13 protein-coding genes are annotated in these 21,973 nt (G+C 70.6%); 8 read left to right on the top strand and 5 right to left on the bottom strand.

What is annotated here, in order from left to right; genetic code table 11:
* Positions 1-12: 12 nt before the first annotated feature.
* Positions 13-4,344 carry a LamG-like jellyroll fold domain-containing protein gene (locus ACIQTO_RS20995; RefSeq protein WP_402390237.1) on the bottom strand — a complete coding sequence of 1,444 codons (4,332 nt, stop codon included), beginning with the start codon at positions 4,342-4,344 and terminating at the stop codon, positions 13-15.
* Positions 4,345-4,822: 478 nt separating this feature from the next.
* On the opposite strand from ACIQTO_RS20995, the gene ACIQTO_RS21000 reads away from it, so the two are divergent.
* Together ACIQTO_RS21000 and ACIQTO_RS21005 are read left to right on the top strand one after the other, a co-directional pair.
* Entirely contained in the window at positions 4,823-11,878 is a 7,056-nt protein-coding gene (locus ACIQTO_RS21000) for an RHS repeat-associated core domain-containing protein (RefSeq protein WP_402389979.1), read from the top strand.
* 68 nt (positions 11,879-11,946) lie between these two features.
* Positions 11,947-12,306 (top strand): hypothetical protein, encoded by a 360-nt coding sequence (locus tag ACIQTO_RS21005; protein WP_402389982.1) that lies wholly within the window; start codon positions 11,947-11,949, stop codon positions 12,304-12,306.
* A 112-nt stretch (positions 12,307-12,418) separates the two neighbouring features.
* On the opposite strand, the gene ACIQTO_RS21010 is transcribed toward ACIQTO_RS21005, so the two are convergent.
* On the bottom strand, positions 12,419-12,847 hold the full coding sequence (locus ACIQTO_RS21010) for a hypothetical protein (protein WP_402389984.1): 429 nt from the start codon (positions 12,845-12,847) through the stop codon (positions 12,419-12,421).
* A gap of 64 nt (positions 12,848-12,911) precedes the next feature.
* Positions 12,912-13,310 (bottom strand): YybH family protein, encoded by a 399-nt coding sequence (locus tag ACIQTO_RS21015; RefSeq protein ID WP_402389987.1) that lies wholly within the window; start codon positions 13,308-13,310, stop codon positions 12,912-12,914.
* A 48-nt stretch (positions 13,311-13,358) separates the two neighbouring features.
* Between ACIQTO_RS21015 and ACIQTO_RS21020 the strand changes: the two genes are divergently transcribed.
* The 4 genes from ACIQTO_RS21020 (at position 13,359) to ACIQTO_RS21035 (ending at position 17,195) form a co-directional block, all read left to right on the top strand.
* Positions 13,359-13,733: a winged helix-turn-helix transcriptional regulator gene (locus tag ACIQTO_RS21020; RefSeq protein WP_402389989.1), complete on the top strand. Its 375-nt coding sequence runs from the start codon at positions 13,359-13,361 to the stop codon at positions 13,731-13,733.
* A 91-nt stretch (positions 13,734-13,824) separates the two neighbouring features.
* A complete protein-coding gene (locus tag ACIQTO_RS21025; RefSeq protein WP_402389992.1) occupies positions 13,825-14,370 on the top strand; it encodes a hypothetical protein in 546 nt (181 codons plus the stop codon).
* A 169-nt stretch (positions 14,371-14,539) separates the two neighbouring features.
* Positions 14,540-15,076: a hypothetical protein gene (locus tag ACIQTO_RS21030; RefSeq protein ID WP_402389995.1), complete on the top strand. Its 537-nt coding sequence runs from the start codon at positions 14,540-14,542 to the stop codon at positions 15,074-15,076.
* Positions 15,077-15,230: 154 nt separating this feature from the next.
* The gene (locus tag ACIQTO_RS21035; RefSeq protein WP_402389998.1) at positions 15,231-17,195 is read left to right on the top strand and encodes an alkyl/aryl-sulfatase; all 1,965 of its coding nucleotides are present in this window, start codon (positions 15,231-15,233) and stop codon (positions 17,193-17,195) included.
* A gap of 73 nt (positions 17,196-17,268) precedes the next feature.
* Here ACIQTO_RS21035 and ACIQTO_RS21040 read toward each other — a convergent pair whose 3' ends face one another.
* The gene (locus ACIQTO_RS21040) at positions 17,269-17,820 is read right to left on the bottom strand and encodes a GNAT family N-acetyltransferase (RefSeq protein ID WP_402390001.1); all 552 of its coding nucleotides are present in this window, start codon (positions 17,818-17,820) and stop codon (positions 17,269-17,271) included.
* Between the two features lie 20 nt (positions 17,821-17,840).
* Positions 17,841-18,548 (bottom strand): TetR/AcrR family transcriptional regulator, encoded by a 708-nt coding sequence (locus ACIQTO_RS21045; protein WP_402390003.1) that lies wholly within the window; start codon positions 18,546-18,548, stop codon positions 17,841-17,843.
* A gap of 133 nt (positions 18,549-18,681) precedes the next feature.
* Between ACIQTO_RS21045 and ACIQTO_RS21050 the strand changes: the two genes are divergently transcribed.
* Positions 18,682-20,208: an APC family permease gene (locus ACIQTO_RS21050; RefSeq protein ID WP_402390006.1), complete on the top strand. Its 1,527-nt coding sequence runs from the start codon at positions 18,682-18,684 to the stop codon at positions 20,206-20,208.
* Between the two features lie 93 nt (positions 20,209-20,301).
* The gene (locus ACIQTO_RS21055) at positions 20,302-21,939 is read left to right on the top strand and encodes an amidohydrolase (RefSeq protein ID WP_402390009.1); all 1,638 of its coding nucleotides are present in this window, start codon (positions 20,302-20,304) and stop codon (positions 21,937-21,939) included.
* The last annotated feature ends 34 nt before the right edge of the window (positions 21,940-21,973 follow it).

A 21,973-nucleotide genomic window follows, 5' to 3' on the forward strand; every position in this document is an offset into this window, starting at 1 on the left:
TTGAACCGGGGGTCAGCCGGCCTGCGCCTCCAGGAACCAGCGCTGATTGGCCTTCCCGTTGCACTGCCAGACCCCGAGCGCGGCTCCGTTGGTGGTGCTCCACCCGGGCAGTTCCAGGCAGGTGTGGGAGTCCGGGTTGTAGAGCGACCCGTCGTACTGCCGCACCCAGGTCTGCGCCGCCGCGTCTCCGCAGGCCTGGAAGGTGACGTTGGTCCCCCAGTGCACCGGCTTGTCCTTGGTGCCCAGGCAGCGATCGGTGCCCGGGACCTTGAGCTGGTTCTTCTCGGTGAGCGTGAAGTGCTGGTGGTCGCCGTTGTAGCAGTCGTACACGGCGGCGGTTGCGCCGAGCGCGCCACCCCAGTTGTCGACGCACTTCCCGGGGTTGTAGGCACTGTGGATCTGAACGCTGGCCGCGGTGGTGGCCAGCGCGTTGACCTGCTGGTCGGTCAGCGCGTACGGATAGAGCCGGACATCGCTGACGGCACCGTTCAGCCGGTTGCCGGGACCGGGGTAGCGGGAGGTGACGTCGCCGCCGATGTTCACCGTGCCGTTGGTCTTCCAGACCGCAGGGATGGTCGCGGACCCGGCGGCCCGGCCGTTGACGAACAGCGTCGCGACACCGGAACCCGCGTTGTACGTCCCCACCAGATGGGTCCAGACACCGGTCAGAGGCGACGGCCGCTCGCCCCCGTCCACCGCCGCGTAGTACGTGTGGGCGTTGTAGTTGTCCGCCTCCGGGAAGACGAAGGCCCACTTGCCGTATTTGGCCGAGTACTGGAGGTAGAACGGGCTGCGCTCCTGGCCGGCCAGCGAGACGACGGTCTGGTAGTCGTTGGTGTTGTCGAGCTTCGCCCAGGCGGCCACGCTGTAGCTCTGTGTCGTGTCCAGGCCGGGCTTGTCGGCGGTGGGGCCGACGGGGGCGGTCGAGCGGTACACCTTGGTGCCGTTGAACGCGGTGGCCTTGTTGGCGACCCCGTTGTGGTCCGCGGTGAGCGCGATGGTGTTCGTCGGGTACAGCGGGTTGGTGTCGCCGGTGTCGCCACCGGTGCGTCCGTCGAGTGCCCACCAGAGGGGGTTCACCTCGGTGTTTCCGATCGCCTCGGGGCCGACCTGCCAGGTGAATCCGGCGTTGGCGGTGCCGGGATCGGTCGCCAGGCCCGTCCAGATGTCGATCCGACCCTCCGCGGTCTTGCCCCACAGGGTCGGCTGCCCGGAGCCGGTGAGGTCGCCGTCGGAGCCGAGGACCGGCCAGCCGGTCACGGGCACCGCGCCGATCTTCGTCGAGGTCGCGATCTGGGTCAGGGTCGGCACCGTGAGGGTGGCGCCGGCGCCGTCGACGACCGGCTGGCCCTGCTGGTCGGTGGCGACCACGGTGCCGGTGGTGAAGGTGTAGGCGAGGAGGTCTCCCTGGGCGCCGTCGGGCGCGGCCTGAAGGTTGCGCGCCCAGAGGCCGGGGTGGCCCTGCTTCGCCCAGTCGCCGGGGGTGAGGAGCTCCTTGTCCTTCCACCCGGAGGCGGCCAGCCGGACGGGCTTGCCGAGGGTGTTGGACTCGGTCGCGGGGTAGTACCAGAGTGCCGCGTCCGCCCCGTTGTTGATGCTCTCGACGGTGAGGAGGCCGGTCTTGTTCTTGAACTTCAGGCCGGCGTCGAGGTCGGTGCTGACGGGGTCCCCGATTGCGGCGATCCGCAGGGTGGTGGACCAGTCGTTCGGGTTGTAGCCGGGAGCGGTGCGCCAGGCGCAGTCCGCGGGCGGCTGGCACCCGGGCTTCAGAAGCGGTCGCTTCTTGTTGATCCGGCCGACGACGCCGTCGTTGTTCGGGTTCTGGTAGGCGAAAAGGTTGGCGTCCCCGGGAGCGTGTGCGATGACGTCGTCCACGTTGTGGCCACCGGTCAGGGTGCCCCGGTGTGTGATCTGGACGTTGTTCCAGCCCTGACCCGTCGGCGCGTCCGTCGCGGTGGCGGCGACTGCCACGGCCGGGCTGGTCGCGTGCGGGTTGCCCGGGGCGTTGTAGGTGCGCAGGTAGCCCGACGGATCGGCGGTCAGGATGTCCGGCGCGCTGTCACCGGTGAGGTCGCCGAAGACCGGCGGGGGGCCGTCCGGGTTCCACGGGACGTAGAAGGCGTACTGGGCGACCGGCGACAGGTTGCGCGCGTTGTCCATCACCTGGAGGTACAGGATGTTGGTACCCCAGTGCGTCGGCAGGACGCCGATGCCTCCCTGCGGGAACGAGGAGCCGCAGGACCAGGAGGCGCCGGACAGCTGCGGGTTCCAGGACCACCGGGCGCAGACCAGGCCGGATCCGGATCCGTTGTTCGGTGCCGGGTCCGTCGCCGAGAACGGGACGACGCCCCACTCGCCGGAGCGCTTCTTGGAGACCTGCCCGTTGCCGGACGGCGGGAACCGGGTCGCCAGGTCGGCATCGGACAGCTGGCTGTAGACGTTCGGGACGCTCAGGGTCGGCGGCGTGAGGTCGATGCCGAAGCGGCAGGTGGGCGTCGCGCCGGACTTCGCGTTGATCAGTTCGTCGTAGGAGTGTGCGCCCCACCCGTAGACGTGGCCGTCCTTGAGCACCTGGGACGGCACCTGGTAGCTGGCGACCGCGCCGTTGGCGACCTCCGAGGAGTAGCCCTCGGCGACGTCCGGGCTGCCCGGTAGCGAGTAGTCCCAGAGATGGGTCCAGGACTTGAGCGTGTTCTGCATGGGGCTGTGCACGTTGGCGTTCAACGAGACGTTGCCGTTGTACCCGGCGGAGGAGTTCATCCAGCCCACGGACGAGCCGTCGCAGCCCTGGTTGTCGGCCCACGGCACGGCCGTGTTGGGGACGGGCCAGGCGTTCGGGTTGGTGGGAGTCTCCGGGTAGCGGTCGTACTCGATCACGACGACCGGCCGGTAGTCCATCCGCTTGAACGCGTACTTGTTCGTCTCGTCGCGGGCGACGAGGGCGAAGGTCAGCGTGTTCTGTGACGGCGCGTAGTTCTGGTAGACGGAGGTGACGTTGTACTGGAACTCGTGGTTGTCATAGCAGCCGGGAGATCCGGATCCGGGCACATCGGCCTCGTCGACACGGCCGCCGATGAAGCTCGGGGGGTTGTTCCAGGTGGTCCAGTTGTTGATGGCACCGGTCTGGTACAGGTCCACGGTGTAGGGCTTGGCACAGTTGTGGTCCGAGGACTCGTACTCCCAGACCGACATGACGGCGCTGTGGATGACGATGTCGTTGTACCAGCGGGTGTCGAACTGGAAGTAGGACCGTTCGACACCCTTCTCGATCTGCCACCCCTGGTAGCCGACCCCGGGGTGGGAGTACTCGTCGCCGTCGCCGCTGGCGGTGGTCTTCAGGTAGTTGGAGGTCGTCGCGTGCGCCGACTGGGTCCAGGTCCAGGCGTTGCCCTCGCGCCGGTCGGGCTGCCAGACCGGGTCGATGTACCAGGGCCCCTGGCCCTTGCCGAGGACGGCCTGGTCGGGGACCACCTCGATGCCGTCCGCAGTGGCGGAGGTGGCCATCGTGACGACCTTGGCGTCGATACCCGGGCCGTCCGCACTGCTGGTCCGGGGCGACTTGTCGGGCGCACCCGAGCCGGCGTCGTCGCCGCCCGCGGTCGGCGCGGCCTGGGCCGACTTGCCGGCCGGGGCGGTGGTCGCGACGGAGCTGTCCCACATCTGGGGGGTCGGGGCATGCCACTTGACGGTGCCGTCCGGGGCGGCGGCGTTGAGGTTGCCGCCCGCGTCGGCCTTCACCGTCACGCCCTTGGTGGTGGTGCCGAAGCGAACCTTCTGGAGCTTCGGGTCGGCCGCCGCCGCAGGGGTCTTGACGATGAGGACGGTGCTGAGACCGCCGGTGGCGCCGGCGGTCACCTTGAGGTCGACACCGGGGGAGACCTCCGGGTAGACCAGGCCGTCGCCGTCCTCGTCCACGGTGGGCGTGGTGAGCGGGAACGGCGATTCGATCGCGAGGGTCTCGCCCTCGGGGCCGGTGAGCGTGCCGAGCGGGCCGGGGCCGCCGCCCGAGAGGTGGACACCGGAGGCGGCGACCTTGGGCCGGTAGCCGCCCCCCGGCTCGGCGACGAGTGTCGCGTCGAGCTTGGCCCAGGAACCGTCCTGTTGCTTCGCCCGCTGCTGGTCGGTGTGCTGGCTCCGGGACAGGTGGCCCTGCGGAGTGGCGACGGTCTCGCTGAACTCGTCGGTCAGTTCCGGTACGGGGACAGGCTTTCCGGTTGCCTTGGCCTGGGCTGACGCCTTCTCGGCGGCTCGGGCGGCGTCGGCGCTGGTTGTGGTCGCGGCGAGGCCGGGCGAAGAGGCGGACGGGGGAGCAGGTGTCGAGTCGGCGAAGGCGACCGGTGCCACGGAGGTCAACGCGAGGAGAAGGCCGACGGCAGCGGCGGCCGATCGCCGGGACGGGTAGGTGGAACGGCGCGCGCCGGAGCGCGCTCCGGGCGGAGCGGCAGGCATGGTGAGTCCCCCACGGAAGTATCGGATCGGCTGCGCATGGACGATCTGTGAGGTTCATGCGCAGAGGCCGGACAGCAAGCTGACCCGCAGGCAAAAGGTTCGTCAACCGCTTATTCGTACTGCTGTCCGATTTGTAGTCGCCGCTCCCGTTAACTCACCGTGTGATGTCCATCACTCAGGTGATAGGTCGACAATGCGCTCGACCGGGGGGCGGCGGAGGGCCTACTCTCCGCCACAGTCATCCATCCGTACCCGATGTGTGGTGCGGTAGAGCCTGTGGGGGGTCGAGGTGTCAGTTCGTCATGTCCGTTTCTCCTGGTTGATCGGGAGGGGGAGTCCGTCACCGGGGAGGCGGAGATCCCGTGGAGCACTTGTGAGTTCCCTGGTGATCCTCAGTGCGCTGGTCTCGCCGATGGCGCCGGCGTTCGCCGCGCCCCAAGCGGACGACAAGGACAAGATCTGGTCGCCGCCGAACACACCACTGCCGAAGACGGCGTCGGTGCCCGGCAAGGCGGAGGCACCCAAGGCGGCGCCGCCGGCCACCGGTTCGCCGAACTGGGTCCCGCCGAAGAGGCCCGCGCAGGCACCGCACGGTGCCGCACTGGCGACCCTGGAGGCGACTCCGCCCGCGGGCTCCGTCACGACGCGCAAGGACGCGGGCGGGGCCGAGATCCGTGAGCCCTCCGCGGGTGCGTCGCGGCAAGCGGGCGATCTGCCGGTCTGGCTCGCCCCGCTGGCGCCGGATGTGACCGCGGGGAAGGAGGTGGAGAGCGCGCCCGCCGGTGCGGCGACTGGGGCCGTGCGCGTGGAGGTGGCGGACGCCAAGGCGGCCGACGCGCTCGGCGTTCAGGGCACTCTGTTGTCGCTCTCCCGCAGCGACCGGGCCGGGGTGGCCAAGATCCGCGTCGCACTGGACCTCGCTGGCGTGGGCTTCGGTGGTGACTTCGCCGAGCGTGCGCGGCTGGTGGCGCTGCCGGCCTGTGCGCTGACGACGCCCGAGGTGCCCAGCTGTCTGGTGCGCACCCCCGTGCCGTCCCACTACGACGTCCAGGCGAAGAAGCTGGTCGCGGACGTCGAGCTGCCGGCGGTCGACGCGCCACTGACGGCTGGTGAGCAGGGTGTGGCCAAGTCGGCGGAGCTCGCTCCGTCCGCCGCGCCGTCGTCCGCCCCGCTCGCGCCGATGGTTCTGGCCACCGAGGGGACGCCCTCCAGCGGCACCGGCACCTACAGCGCGACCTCGCTCTCGTCGAGCCAGGCGTGGACGGCCGGCAGCGCGTCGGGCTCGTTCAGCTACAGCTACCCGATCCAGTCCCCGCCGACCATCGGCGGAGCGGCGCCGCAGCTGGCGCTCGGCTACGACTCGGCCTCGGTGGACGGCCGGACGGCCTCCACCAACTCCCAGGCGTCCTGGGTCGGTGACGGCTGGGACCTCAGCTCGGGTTTCGTGGAGCGGTCCTACAAGCCGTGCGCCAAGGCCGGGATCCCGGGCTCCGCCGACCAGTGCTGGGGTGGCGCCAACCTCACGTTGTCGTTGGGCGGCCACTCCGGCGAACTCGTCCCGCACGACGCCTCGTGCGTCACGACGGACACCCGGTTCGAGCAGTCCAAGTGCACCTGGCGGCTGAAGAACGACGACGGCACCAAGGTCGAGTTCCTGACCGACGCCGCCAACGGCACCTGGAACGAGTCGTACCTGAAGGTCACCGACACCTCGGGCACGGTGTACTACTTCGGCCTCAACCAGGTGCCGACCGTCGCGGGCACGCCGAGCAGGACCGGCCCCGAGAGCAAGTCCGCCTGGACGGTGCCCGTCTACTCGCCGAACGCCGGTGACCCCTGCTACGACGCGGCCAAGGGCAAGGGCTCCTGGTGCCAGATGGCGTGGCGGTGGAACCTGGACTACGTCGTCGACCCCCACCACAACCTGACCACCTACGGCTACGCCCCCGAGACCAACTGGTACGCGCGCGGCGGCGGCCAGAACCCGGGCGCGGGGGTGAACACCCTCTACACCCGTGGCGGCACTCTCGCCTCGATCGGCTACGGCCAGCTGGACTCGGACCAGATCGCCGCCGGCGGTGCCTACCAGCCCGCCTCGAAGATCGACTTCGAGACGGGGGAGCGGTGCTTCGGCGCCAACTGCGACCCGTCGCAGCGCACCTCGGCGAACGCCGCCTACTGGCCGGACGTGCCGCTGGACAAGCAGTGCGTCCAGTCGGGCGTCTGCTCCAACACCGGTCCGAGCTACTGGTCCACGAAGTGGCTGAATACGATCACCACCAGTGTCCGCTCCGGTGGGACGTACCGTCCGGTGGACGGCTACGAGCTCGTGCACAGTTTCAAGACGCCCCAGAACTCGACCGAGAACACCATGATCCCGTGGCTGGAGTCGGTCCGCCGGATCGGCAAGGACACCTTCAACGGTCCTGGGGAGAAGGACCTTCCCCAGGTCACCTTCGCCAGTGCGATGCTGCCCAACCGCGTCGACGGGCTCGTGCCGGCACGCCCGCGGTACAACCGCCCGCGCATCGAGGTCATCACCACGGAGACCGGCGGCACCGTCTCGGTAAGGTACGCGCTCGACTCGTGCTCCCGCACCGCCGGCCGGATGCCCGCGTCCGCCGACACCAACACGATGAGCTGCTACAACGTGAAGTGGTTCGACGCGGGCATCAAGGTTGCGGCCGACGACTGGTTCCTGCGCTACCCGGTCGAGTCCGTCACCGTGGACCCGAACGGCAACCTCGTCCAGGGCTCGGTGCCGAAGACCACCACCTACGCGTACGGTCCGGCCGCGTGGCACCGCAATGACGGGGCCCTGGCCGACTCCGACTACCGGACGTGGGATCAGTTCCGCGGCTACGCGAGTGTCACTGCGGTGACCGGCTCCGGCACGGACGGCGCCAAGTCGAAGTCCGCCACGTACTACTACCAGGGCATGGACGGTGACCTCAGGGCGAACGGCCAGACCAGGACCGCGACGGTGGCCGGTCCGAAGAGCGGCGCCCAGGCCGACAAGGACTGGCTGTCGGGGCGGGTGCTGGAATCGGACAGCTACACCGATGCCGGGGCCGCCGTCACCGATCCCGTCGGCTACACGGTGAGCACCAGCTCCGGTGAGCAGCCGACCGCCACGCACGCTCGCAGCGGCCTGCCGGACCTGGTGGCCCGCTACGCGGCGACCACCTCGACCGCCGTCAGCACGGTGAAGACCACCGGTGGCACCCGCAGTACGTCCACGGTGACCAAGACCGACAAGGACTTCAACAACCGGGTCAAGTCCTCGCTCAGCACGGCGGACGGGACACCCGACGTCTGCACCCGTACCGGCTACGCGGTCGGGAGCAACCCGCAGATGACGGGTCTGGTCGCCGAGGTCCTGACCGTGTCCGGCAGCAACGCCTGCGACGTCACGCCGACCGCGGCCAACACGGTCTCCGGCAGCCGTGCCCTCTTCGACGGCGCGGCCTTCAAGGTGGCCGGCACCAAGGGTGAACCCACGGGCGCTCAGGTGCTCGACCGCTACGACGGCTCCGGGGCGGCCCAGTACGTGACCAGCGGAGCCCGCACGTACGACGTGTACGGCCGCGTGGCCACCGTCACCGACCTGACCGTCTCCGACAGCGCGAACCCCAACGGCGCGGTGGTGACCACCGCGTACAGCTCCGCCAACCCGGGTGAGCTGCCGAACCGCACGGTGACCGGAACTCCGGCACCGGCCGGCGCCCCGGATGCCGGTGCCCGGCGTGAGACCACGGTGACGTTGAACCCGGCCCGGAGCCTGCCGATCACCACCACCGACCCCAACGGCCGCAAGGTCACCCAGTCCTACGACGCGCTGGGCCGACTCAAGGCGGTGTGGACCCCCGGCCGCGATGCCGCGCTGAGTGCCAACTACACGTTCGACTACGCGGTGAACGGCACCTACGCGCCTTCGACGGTCAGCAGCAACACGCTTCGCTCAAGCGGCAAGTACGGCACCGCCACACAGATCATCGATGGTCTCGGCCGGGTGATCCAGACCCAGGGCCCGGCGGCGATTTCCGCCTACCACGGGCGACTGATCACGGACACCTTCTACGACTCGCAGGGCCGCGCCAACCAGGCCTACAACAGCTACTACGAGGACACCAACGGCCCCGGCACGACCCGCTGGAGGCCGGACGGCGCGATGGTGCCGAACCGGACGGCCACCCAGTTCGACGGCATGGGTCGACCGGTCAGCACCCAGGTCATCGCCCTCGGCGTGCTGCAGTCCACCACCACGACCGCCTACCCGGGCGCGGACCGGGTCGATGTCACCCCGCCCGCCGGGGCCACCGCGACCAGCACCGTCACCGATGCCCGGGGCCGTACCGCGCAGCTCTGGCAATACCGGACGCCGACCGCGACCGGCAACCCGGCCGACGCGGACGTCACCAACTACACCTACACGCCGAGCGGTCAGGCCGCGACGCGGGTCGACGCGGCCGGTAACTCCTGGAGCTACGGCTACGACCAGCGCGGCCGCCAGATCCGCGCCGACGACCCGGACACGGGCGTGTCGACCCGCGGCTACGACAGCGCCGGCCGGCTCGCCTCCACGACGGACGCGCGCAACCAGACCGTCGCGATCACCTACGACCTGCTCGGCCGCAAGACCGGTACCTACAACGGCACGGTCGCCCCGACCAACCAGCTCACCGGCTACAGCTACGACACCGTGGCCAAGGGCCAGGCCGCCTCGTCGACCCGGTACGTGGGTGGTGCGGGTGGTGCGGCGTACACCAAGGCCGTCACCGAACTGGATGCGGCCTACCGGCCGAGCGCGACGACCGTGTCCCTTCCCGGAAGTGAGATCGGCAAGACCGGGCAGGTGACCTTCGGGTACCGAGCTTGGTACGACGAGATCACCGGTGCGTTGGAAACGGAGAACCGAGCCGCCGCCGGAACCCTGGCCGACGAGTCGATCACGTACAACTATGAGGACTACGGCCTACTGCACGACATCGGCGGTGCCGGGGTCGGTTACCTCCGCCAGGCCGACTGGGACGCTTACGGGCGCAACATCCGCTCCACGATGAACCCGTGGGGCACCCAGATCGTCACCACCAACACCTATGACGAGCCGACCGGCCGCCTGCTGAACCAGTACATCGACAAGCAGACGGCGGCCACCGGCTCCGTCCAGAACACCGCCTACGCCTACAACCAGGCCGGCCAGATCACCGCGATCAGGGCGATCCCGAACAACACCCCGGCCGCGACCGACCTGCAGTGCTTCAGCTACGACTACCTGGGCCGTCTCACCACCGCGTGGAGCGACACCGGGCAGCTCAACCAGCCGACGCCCTCGCTCGGCGGGCAGGGCAACTGCGCCAACGCCACCCCCACCAGTGGGGCGGTCGCGCCGGCGAAGACCACCGTGGGCGGCGGCGCCGCCTACTGGCAGGACTACGGTTACGACCTGGCCGGCAACCGTACCAAGCTGATCAATCACGACCCCGCCGGCGACCCGGCCAAGGACCTGAAGGTCGACCAGACCTTCCCGGCCCCCGGCACCCGGAACACGCCCACCGCTGCCGCCGGCACGGGTGGCGGCACCGGTGGTCCGCACGCGCTCGCAACCGGTAAGGCCACCTTCGGCGTCGCAGCCGGTGTGCAGGGAACGGACGAGTACGACGCGGCCGGCAACACCACGAAGATCAACAATCCTGGTGGCAGCAAGGACCTCAAGGCGGGGTTCGTGCTCAACTCCGGTGAGTCGGTGCGCTCCAACAGCGTCCAGCTCGCCATGCAGGCCGACGGCAACCTGGTGCTCAGCTCGCTGCGCACCGGGAAGGCCATCTGGTCCACCAACACCCAGGACCACCCGGGTGCCTGGGCGATCATGCAGGACGACGGCAACTTCGTGGTCTACGACCCGCAGCGCGTGCCGCTCTGGTCCTCCAAGACCTGGGTCGGCACCAACAGCGGCTACTTCGCCAAGGTGCAGGACGACGGCAACTTCATCATCTTCACGTCGAGCTGGCAGGCCAAGTGGAGCAGCTCCACCTGGAACGCCGTCGATGCCGCCAACGCCACCACGCTCACCTGGGACATCGAGGGCAAGCTCGCCTCACTCACCCAGGGCACGGCCACCACGACGTACGTCTACGACGCGGACGGCAACCAGTTGGTGCGCCGCAACCCGGGCAAGGTCACGGTCAACCTCGGCGGCGGTGACGAACTCTCCTACGACACCAGCACCGGGACCAGCACCGGTGCGCGCTACTACAACATCCCCGGCGGCATCACCCTGGTCCGCGAGGGCCCGGGCAAGCTGGCCTACCAGTTCTCCGACCATCATGGCACCAACTCCCTGTCCATCGACTCCGCGACCACCAACGAGTCCCGCCGCACCTTCGACCCCTTCGGAGCCACCCGCGGCCCCGGCTCCCTCGCCACCCCCTGGTCCGGCGACAAGGGCTACGTCGGCGGCCTCAAGGACGACGCCACCGGCTTCACCAACCTGGGAGCCCGCCAGTACCAGCCAGGCACCGGCCGCTTCCTGAGCCCGGATCCCCTGATCCTTCCCGAGGATCCGCAGCAGTGGAACGCCTACGCGTACAGCAACAACAACCCGGTCAACAAGACCGACCCCACTGGCATGGCTCTCGAGGAGTGCGCAAGTGGGATGGCCAAGTGTTCGAACATGGGCACCAAAATCGAGGGTGACGGCCCGAACTACCAGAAGATCACCCAACAGATCCAGGCAGAGGCGCCCGCGCGGAAGGCTGGATACGTGAAGTTCCTGGTGGCCACGGGGCTGCAGCCGGGGCCGGGATGGGCTGGCAGCCTACCGTCCAATATCGAGGAAGCGAAGAAAGCTGCGCGCAAGGCCTATGGCCTTGAGCTGGAGAAGGAATATCGGAAGAATACTAACTTCAAGTACGACCCGAAGCCGGGAGAGGACCCGATCCCAGGATCGGAACCGTACAATAAGGACTGGCTTGGAAGGGCCAAAGCGTCCGAGCTGAGGGTCTGCGCTCTGGAGCTTGGCACGGCCTGCTACGACGCGTATAACATCTTCAGCTGGTCTGAGGACACAGTCCAGAAGCGCGAGTTCCCCGCCGGCGAGGGAGACTCGCCCAGAGTGAACGCGTTTCGGCATTTCATCTGGCAAGCCATGCTCACAATCGCCTGCGGACGTCAGGATGCTGAGATGGTCGCAGATGCCCATGAGGCGTACGGCCCGAGGGATGGCCATAACTACAATGATCATCTGTCCGACCTGGTGAACAATAAGTATGGCCGGAAGATGGGGGAGAAAATCGCCGCGGATCACCCAGGGGTCGCGTGGCCGGCACTTGAGAGTGTGGTGCTCGACGAAGCCAGAAAGTACATAGCCACGGGGGATTTCGCACGCCCCAGTGACTTCGAGCCTACTCAGAACGGAGGTGTGGAGTGATTGGATTTCTCAGGCCACGTCGAGCACGGTCCACCCGCGGAGGGGTGCGTGTGCTGGCGGTCTGTCTGATGTCCGCTCTGCCGTTGACGGTTTCGTGCGCGGCGGAGGTCGAGGGTGACGCCCCGGTCGTCGGGTCATGGAAGTCGAGTGTCGGCACGATCCAGTTCCTGGACGATGGCACGCTAGGGGAGGCGAGCTTGCTTCCTGCGGCGTGCCGCGGCTCGTCGTCGCCCGTAGCGGTCGCGTTCACCGGTACCTGGCGTCACGGGAAACTTGATGATGCCGGACCTGGTGCGGTCGTCGAGCTGGCCTCCGCCGCCGGTGACCTGAAGTGCGAGCGGTTCTTCCAGTGGTTCAAGTACCAAGGTCAGGAGCGCCTGCAGCTGACCGGTGTGGATACCGGGAACGATCCGTTCGTGCGGCAGTAGTTCGGTGGCCGCGAAGAACTGGTAAGCCTGTGTTGGGAGATTGATTGCTGCCTGCGACGAGAACTCCCGGTTCTCGTCGCAGGCCGTATCTGCAGGAGCCCGGTAAAGGGTGTCAGGCTCGCGCGTTCGGGCAGATGATTTCGTGGACGGCGGTCACGATGCGAGCTCCTTGCTCCTTGCTGAGGAAGAAGCTTCCGTCTCCTGCGAAGTCGGACATCGTGTACTGGAGGGTGCTCGCGTCGTCCGATCCTCCGCTGATTTCGGTGCAGACGCTTTGAGCGTCCAGCCCGGGAGTCCCGTAGCTCCTCAGTTCGGGTTCGATTTCTGCCAGAGCCTTGGTCAGCCGTGAGACGGTGGCGGCGTCGGGCGGGGGCCACAGCTTTACGGCGCGGGTGGTATTCGGAGTCGGGGTGGCGTTCGGTGAGTCTTCCGGGCGTCCCGGTCCTCGGTGGTCGTAGAACCACGCGGCCGACGAGATGACCGCTACCGCTGCCAGTGCGGTGGTGAGGGCGACGACTATCTGATGGATGCGTGGCTGCATGGCGACATGCTTGCAAGGTGGAGCGCGGAAGGGAACGGTGTTTCCGGCGCGATGGCGACGGTGTTCAGCCGGTCGCCGTGCCGAAGGGGTTGTCGATGATGTAGCGCCAGCGGCCGTCGGGGTCGCGGCGGGCGACGTCGGTGGCGGTGCCTTCGAGGTGGACGGGGGTGCCGTCGGGGCCGGGGCCGTCGATGGTCCAGTCGACGATGAGGAGGGCGATGTCGTCGGCGACGTAGGTGTGGCGGGGGTGGACGGTGATGGGGAGGCCGAGGGCGAGGAAGTCGGTGTTGGCGTGGGTGAGTTCGGGGCCGGTGACGGGGTGGCCGGGGGTGGGGACGAAGACGGCGCCCGGTGCGTAGACCCGGGCGACGGCCAACGGGTCGCCGGAGTTGAAGGCGGCAGCGAAGACGGCCGGGTGTTGTGAGGCGTCGGTGGTCAGGGGGACAGTGGTGGGATGGGTCATGAGGGCAGTGAAGTCGGCGGCCGCGTAGGTCACCAAACGGAAAGGGGCGTGGGGCAGCGGAGTTGGGACGTTGAGTTGGTCCCGGACGCGGACGGGCGGACGGCGCGTCCGGAGGCGGGGTGTCCGGTGGAGGTGGCGTTGGCGGCGGTCGCGGGGCGTTGGACCACGCTGGTGCTGCGCGAGCTGATGCATGGTCCGCTCTCCTTCGGTGAACTGCGTTCCCGGTTGCCGGAGATCAGTCCGAAGGTGCTCGCCGACCGGCTCCGGGTGTTGGAGGAGCGTGGGCTGGTGGTGTGCGAGCGCCGGCGCGGGTTCCCGGTGCGGACGAGCCACCGGTTGACGGAGACCGGGCGCGCCCTGCGTCCGCTGTTGGTGGAGCTGTACCGGACGGGGATGGCGATCGGGGCGTCAGGGGCGCCGTGACCCGGGTCTTCGGCGCGTGCCTCACCCGCTGACGGGATCCGTCCGGGTGATGTGATGGGGGCGGCGGATTCCGAACGAGGTGGGGGAAGCAGTGGCGGACCGTAGGAAGGCGCTCGTGGTGGCGAGTGTGGTGTTGCTGCCGGCGACCGTGGCCACCGGCTGCGACGGTGGCCACGCCGCGACCGGTGCGACGGCCGAGGCCTCGAAGGCCCCCGAGGTCCACACCGATGCCGAGCCGCTGGCCGGGGCTGTGCCGAAGCTCGGCCGGATCGTCGAGGCGCACTGGCAGGAGGAGGTCCTCGGGGTCTCGGACAGTCGGGCGATCGGTCCCACCGACTATCGGGTGAGTGCCCTCCTGCAACTCGGTCCCGGTGCGGTGGCGGCTCTCACGGAATCCATGCAGATGACGGCCGTCGTCGTCGGGGACGGGCCGGAGCGTGTCGCCATCCCCGCCGGACTCGCCGGCTTCGTGCCGGCCGGGGTGCGGTGGCTCCACAGCGGGGATCTCGATCGCAGCCTGGTGCGGGCGGACAGCGGGGAGCTCTACTTCGACCTGGCCTCGGACACCGCCTACCTCTCCGCCGTCAACCTGCACGCGGCGAAGTCGTCGAGCTCGCCGGCGTCCGCTTCGCCATGACCCGCGGCGCCTGCCGTGCCTGCGACGCGTGCCGTGCCCGGGGTGCGGTCCGGGCGCTCGACCCCTACCAGGGTACGGGGTCGGAGTTGGCTCCCTGGTGTGACGATGGCGGGTGGCCCGAGAACTAGCGTTCCCTCATCAGGCCAAGCCTTCGTGAGGAGCAGTTCCGATGACTTTCGCACCCGCACCCGCACCCCCGCTCGCCGCATTGGTGGGTGCCGGACGCACGGTGGATCGGCTGCTCGGCAGTTACACCTGGCGCCGGTCGGCGTACGCCCTGGCGTCGCTGCCGGTGGGCCTGGTGTCGCTGCCGCTGGCACTGCTGGGCCGTTCCGCCACCGCGTACCGGCTGCAGCGTGGCCTGGCGGTCCGGCTCCTGGGCGCCCCGATCGTCGAGCCCTCCCGCGGACGGCTGGTGCGGAGCCTGGTGCACGGCGTGCTCGCGGTTCCGCTGCAGTTGTTCGCCGCCCTGCTGACCGGGGTGCTGTGGGGGGACTTCCTGGCGCGCGGGCTCTGCTACCCGCTGGCGGAGTGGGGCCAGGACGTGTCCAAGGCCTGGGGCGGCCCGACCATGGCGGGTGCCTGGGCCGCGCACTTCGCCGTCGGGCTGCTCACCCTGGCGATCCTGCTGCCGGTCGTCCGGCTGCTCACCGCCGGCCAGGGCCGGCTGGCCGTTCGGCTGCTGGGCGCGGGCCGGGAGGGCTGACGCGTCGCGGTCACAGCCCGGCCGGCGACGAACACCGGGCTCATCCGGCGGCGGGCTCTCGGCTGTCACCCGATCGGCCTACAGGCCTTGCCGGGCCCCGGGGGGCGGGAAAGCCTGGGGCGCAGGCAGAGAGCCCGAGACGAGGAGCGCCGTCATGGCCCGCACGCCCGAGCACGCCATACCCGAGGACGCCGCACCCCAGGACGCCGTACCCAGCGAGGCCGGCCCCAAGGCCGCCACGCCCGCGACCGCCGCGGTGAACCGGGCGGCGGTCGCGCAGTACGCGATGGAGGACCGCCGGGACTTCGCCGACGCGGACCGGGGGCTGATCGCGCCGTTCCCGGACCGGTTGTACGCGGCGGACGGGCGGGTGATCTTCGATGCGGCGCGGTTCGACTACCTGTCGGACGACGCGCCGGCTCCGGACACCGTCAACCCGAGCCTCTGGCGGCAGTCGCAGCTGATCCGGCGCGGCGGGCTGTACAAGGTGGTCGACGGGATCTACCAGGTCCGCAACAACGACATCGCCAACCTCACCGTGGTCGAGGGCACGGACGGCCTGGTGGTGGTCGACTGCATGGCCTCGGTGGAGGCCGCCACGCAGGCGATGGGCATGATCCGCGAGCACGTGAGCGACAAGCCGGTCGCCGCGGTGATCTACACCCACACCCACATCGACCACTACGGCGGCGTGAAGGGCGTGGTGGATCCGGCGGACGTCGCCTCGGGCAGGGTGCCGATCATCGCTCCCGGCACCGTCGCGTCCTTCGACAAGCACGCGCTGGGCGAGAACGTCATCGCGGGCAACGCGATGTCGCGCCGCGCGTCCTACGCCTTCGGCAGCCTGCTCGACTACAGCGCGACCGGGTGCGTCACCTGTGGGATCGGCATCACCACCGTCCCCGGGGTCACGGTCTCCTACCTCTCGCCGACCGATCCGATCACCGAGACCGGCGCCAGGCGCGAACTCGGCGGGCTGGAGTTCGAGTTCCTCTACGCCCCGGACACCGAGGCGCCCGAGGAGATGCACATCTGGATCCCGCAACTCGCGGCGCTCACCTGCGCGGAGAACGCCAACCACTCCCTGCACAACATCCAGACCCTGCGCGGGGCGCGGACCAGGGACGCCCGCAACTTCGCCCGCTACCTGGACGAGACGCTCCAGCGGTGGGGGGACGACGCCGAGGTCCACTACGGTCCGCACACCTGGCCGGTGTGGGGCAACGAGGGTGTCGTCGATCTGCTGGAGTCGCAGCGCGACACCTACAAGTACATCCACGACCAGGCGCTGCGGCTGGCCAACAAGGGGTACACGCCGCTGGAGGCGGCCGAGGAGATCGAGCTGCCCCCGGCGCTCGGCCGGGCCTGGCACAACCGGGGGTACCACGGCACGCTGCACCACGACGTCCGGGCCGTGTTCACCAAGGAGTTGGGCATGTGGGACGGCGACCCCGTCTCGCTGCACCCGCACCCGCCGGTGGAGTCGGCGCGGCGGTTCGTCGAGCTGATCGGCGCCGAGCAGGTCCTGGCCGAGGGGCGGCGCGCCTTTGCGGCGGGCGACTACCGCTGGGCCGCGCAGATCCTGCACACGCTGGTCTTCGCCCGCCCGGAGGACCGCGCGGCGCGCGAGCTCCAGGCCGACGCCTACGAGCAGTTGGGCTACCAGGCGGAGGGGCCGCAGTGGCGCGGGATCTTCCTGACCGCCGCCAAGGAGCTGCGCGAGGGCGTCCAGCCGGCCACGTTCGCGACCGCCAGCGAGGACACCGTGCTGGCGATGCCGATCGACATCCTCTTCGACTTCGTCGCCGTCCACGTCATCGGCGACCGGGCGGCCGACGCCGACCTGTCGATCGGCTTCCACTTCACCGACCGCGACGAGTTCTGGAGCATCCGCGTCCACCGCGGCGTGCTCAACGCCCGCCAGGGGGCGGTCCCGGACGCCCCGTTGACCGTCTCCGGGCCGAAGGCGGCCCTCGCCGGGGTGCTGCTCCGCCCGGCCGCCGCCGGGAAGCTCGCCGCGAGCGGGGCGGTGAAGTTGGTGGGCGACGAGCGCCTGCTGGAGGAACTCGCCTCGCTACTGGACGAGTTCGACCCGAACTTCCCGATCGTGACGCCTTAGCCGGTCGGTCGGGCCGGGATCAGCGGGCCGAACCGACCCCCTCCGCCCGTGGCCGGGCGGTCAGGCCGGGCGGTCAGGTCGGGGCGGCGTAGCAGTGCACCGTCACGGTCCGGGTCGGGCTCCACCGCTGGTCGACGCTGCCGAGCAGGCTCCAGCCCAGGCGTTCGTAGAGGGCGGCGGCCGCGGTGTCGGAGGCCAGCACGTCGAGGACCGGATGCAGGGCGCGCTCCTCGGCGTCCCGGACGGCGCTCGCCATGAGGCGGGCGCCGATCCCGTGGCCGCGGGCCGTGGGGGAGACGAAGAGGCGGCTGATCACCGCGGTGTCCTCGGCGGGGGCGCCGGCGCGCAGGCTCCACAGGGCCGGTGCCGCGTCGTCCGGCCCGCTGCGGGTCAGGGCGATGTGACCGGCCACGTGGCCGCCCAGGTCCGCCACCCAGGCGCCCAGCAGGGACGGCTGCGTCAGCCACTCGCCGGGCTGCTCGGGCCAGTTCGACGGGTAGGCGTCAGTGGCATGGACCGCGGCGAGCACCTCGACGCACGCGTCGAGGTCGGACGGGTCGCGTCGCCGGATGCGGCCGGTCGGAGTCGGAGTCGGAGCCGGAGTCGGAATCGGAATGTCGTCCACCGGAGCATGAAAGCACGGGGCTACGCCCGGTGTGCCGCGAGCCGGGCGGCGGCGGCCTCCAGGAGCAGGTCGAGGGCGAAGGGGTAGCCGCTGCGGTCCATGTCGGTGATCAGCAGGTCGGCGGTGGCGGCGATGTGGGGGTGGGTGTCGGGGCCGAGGCGGCCGTAGCGGACGCGCCAGACGGCGAGGTCGGCGGCGCGGGCCGGGCCGGGGAGGGCGAGGGCGGCCGCGTCCTGGGCGGCGAAGGCGAGGGCCTGGTCGATGAAGGCGTGGTAGACCCGGACGGCCTCCGGGTCGGGGAAGCCGGCGGTGCGCAGCACGCCGAGGATGGTCTCGACCGCCCGTATCTCGTTGTCCCGCCCGGTGGTGCGGTGGGCGGCGAGCAGGGCGGCCTGGGGGTGGGCCTGGTAGGCGGTGTGGACGCGGGCGCCGATCTCGCGCAGGTCGGCGCGCCACTCGCCGGTGAGCCGCAGGCCGTGCTGGGCGCGGCCGATCAGCTCGTCGGCGACGGCCAGCATCAGGTCGTCGGTGTTGTGGAAGTACCGGTAGACGGCGCTCGGGTCGGCGCCGAGCGCGGCGCCGAGGCGGCGGACGGTGAGGGCGGCCGCGCCGTGCTGGCCGATCAGTCGCAGGGCCGTGTCCACGATGACCTGCTCGGACAGCACGGTGCCCTGCTTGGTCGGTTTACGGCGCCGGCGTTGCGGTTCGGGGACCACGCGTTCCGTCATGGCGGGGAGCCTAGGGCATCCTCGCTTATGACAACAGCATTGACGTGAGTGGACGGCCAGGCTTTCATGGCCGCCACGGCCGGACAGGTACCGGCCGCCACCCCTTCCCCCCCACGATCAAGGCGGTGATCCGTTGGCAACGACGGTCAAGGACTCCGGCGGCTCCCCGAGAGTCGGCGCGCCCACCCCCGCGGGCCCCATGCGCAAGTCCGTCGGTGTGGTCGGCGGGGTCGTTCTCGCCGCCTCCAGTACCGCCGCGACCAGCAGTATCGGCATCGGGCTCGGCCTGATGGCCGGCGTCGTCGGCCTGCACCTGCCGGCCATCATGCTGCTGGCCTTCCTCCCGGTGCTCGGCATCGCCGGGGCGTACGGGCGGCTCAACCGCGTCGATCCGGACTCCGGCAGCAGCTACACCTGGGTCGGCCGGGTCCTCAACCCCTGGCTGGGCTTCCTCACCGGCTGGGTGAACACCGTCGGCACCGTGGTGTTCATGGCCTACACCACCACCGTGACCGGCTCCGCGCTGATCCAGCTGCTCGGCCAGGCGCACCTCCGCTCGGTGGCCGGGCTGCGGCTGGACGCGGACTCCACGCTCCAGGCCACGCTGCTCGGGATGGTCGTCCTGGTGGCCGCCGCGCTGGTCGCGGTGCGCGGCCTGGAGCTCGCGGCCCGGCTGCAGAAGTACCTGCTGATCTTCGAGTACGTGGTGCTGCTGGCCTTCTGCGGGTACGGCCTGTTCGCCGGTGACCAGCCGTTCTCGCTCGACTGGTACAACCCCTTCGCGATCCCCTCCATGGACGCGCTCGCCCAGGGCATGGTGCTGGCGGTGTTCTGCTACTGGGGCTTCGAGTCGGTCTTCAGCATCGGCGAGGAGGTCCGCGAGCCGGGCGACGCCTCCCGGGGCGGCTTCATCGCGCTGGTGGTGATGCTGCTGCTCTTCCTGCTCGCCGGTACCGCCTTCCAGCGCGTGCTGCCGATCGACGAGCTGGCCGACAACGGCGCGCACGGGCTCACCTACCTCGGCGAGAAGCTGGCCCGCCAGCCGCTGGCCGCCCTGCCGCTGATCGCGCTCACCTTCTCCGCCGTGGCCTCGCTGCAGGCCTCCGTCATCCCCACCGCCCGGGGCATGTACGCGATGGGCCGCGACGGCACCCTCGGCGCGGTCTGGACCCGGATCCACCCCCGCTACGGCACCCCGGCCGCCGGCACCCTGCTGATCTCCGGCGCCGCCATCGTGCTGGCCGTGCTCTCGCTGGTCATCCCGACCGTGAACGACCTGATCTCGGCGACGGTCAACGCGATCGGCATCGTGGTGGCGCTCTACTACGCGCTCACCGCCCTGGCCGCCGCGGTGCGGTTCCGGCACCTGCTGCGCACCGCTCCGCTGGAGGGGCTGCGCGCCGTCGTGGCACCGCTGCTCGGCGCGGCGGTGTTGTTGGCGGTCGGTGGGTATCTCTGCTGGATGCTCTACGACTCCGCCGACCACTTCGAGCTCTCGGCCGACAACGGCTGGTTCGGCCTGTCCGTGCCGGTGCTGATGATCGGCTCCGGGCTGGTGGCCGCCGCGTGGTCCCGCTTCTACCGCAAGTCCGCCTACTTCGACCGGACCGCGCCCGCCGACCCGACCCCCGTCGACCCGAACCCGGACCCCGCCGCCTGACTCCGCCGCCCGACCCCCGCCGACCCCCGCCGTCCCACCGCCGCCCCGACCCCGGCCGGACCCCCGGCCGCTGAACCACCAGGAGCACCACCCATGCCCAAGGCCGACCTGGTCTTCACCAACGGACCCGTCCACACCGGCGACCCGGCCCGCACCCGCGCCACCTCGCTGGCCGTCACCGGTGAGCGGATCACCGCCGTGGGCCACGACGAGGTCCGCGAGCTGATCGGCCCCGGCACCGAGGTCGTCGACCTGGGCGGGCGGCTGCTGATCCCCGGCTTCCAGGACGCGCACATCCACGCCGTCTTCGGCGGCGCGGAGCTGGCCGAGTGCGACCTCACCGGGACGGTCGGCGCCGACGAGTACCTGCGCCGCGTCGCCGCGTTCGCCGCCGCCCACCCCGACCGGGAGTGGATCACCGGCGGCGGCTGGTCGATGGAGAGCTTCGAGGGCGGGCTGCCCACCCGGCAGCTGCTCGACTCCGTCGTCCCCGACCGCCCGGTCTACCTGGTGAACCGCGACCACCACGGCGCCTGGGCCAACACCCGGGCCCTGGAACTGGCCGGCGTCACCCGGGACACCCCCGACCCGGCCGACGGCCGGATCGAGCGCGACCCGGACGGCACGCCGAGCGGGACGCTCCAGGAGGGCGCCACCGGCCTGGTCGCCCGGCTCGTCCCGCCGACCGACGCGGCCGGTCGGCTGGCGGGCCTGCACCGGGCGCAGGAACTGCTGCACTCGCTCGGCATCACCGGCTGGCAGGACGCCCTGCTGGGCGTCTTCAACGGCCAGCCGGACCCGTCGGACGCCTACGCGGCGGCGGCCGCCGCCGGGACACTGACCGCGCGGGTCACCGGGGCGCTCTGGTGGGACCGTGCCCGGGGGGCCGAGCAGATCGCCGAACTCGTCGCCCGGCGCGAGAAGTTGACCGGTGGCCGGTTCCGGGCCGGCTCGGTGAAGATCATGCAGGACGGCATCGCCGAGAACTTCACGGCCGCGCTCACCACCCCCTACCTGGACGGCTGCGGCTGCGCCACCGCCAACTCCGGTCTCAGCTTCGTCGACCCCGCCGCGCTGTGCGGCTACGTCACCGCGCTGGACGCGCTCGACTTCCAGGTGCACTTCCACGCGCTCGGGGACCGCGCGGTGCGGGAGGCGCTCGACGCGATCGAGGTCGCGCAGGGCGCCAACGGCCGGCGCGGCAACCGGCACCACCTCGCCCACCTCCAGGTCGTCCACCCGAGCGACCTGCCGCGGTTCGCCCAGCTCGGCGCGATCGCGAACATCCAGCCGCTCTGGGCCGCCCACGAGCCGCAGATGGACGAGCTCACCATCCCGTTCCTCGGCCCCGAACGGGCCGCCTGGCAGTACCCGTTCGGCGGTCTGCTGCGGGCCGGTGCCACCCTCGCGGCCGGCAGCGACTGGCCGGTCAGCAGCCCGGACCCGATCGCCGGTCTGCACGTGGCCGTCAACCGGATGGAGCCCGAGGCGACCGACGGCCGGGTGTTCCTGCCCGAGCAGCGGCTGGACCTCGCCACCGCCCTCGCCGCCTACACGGCCGGCACCGCCCATGTGAACGGCCACGACGACGCGGGCAGCCTGCGGGTCGGCAACCTCGCGGACCTGGTCGTGCTGGACCGCGACTTCTTCGCCGCCCCGGCCGAGGAGATCGCCGAGACGAGGGTCGAACGGACGTACGTGGGCGGCGCGTTGGTGTACGCGAAGTCCTGATCCCGTACCGCGCCGTACCGGTCGTCCCGGTGCG

Source organism: Kitasatospora sp. NPDC091207, from assembly GCF_044768625.1.
Lineage (GTDB): Bacteria > Actinomycetota > Actinomycetes > Streptomycetales > Streptomycetaceae > Kitasatospora.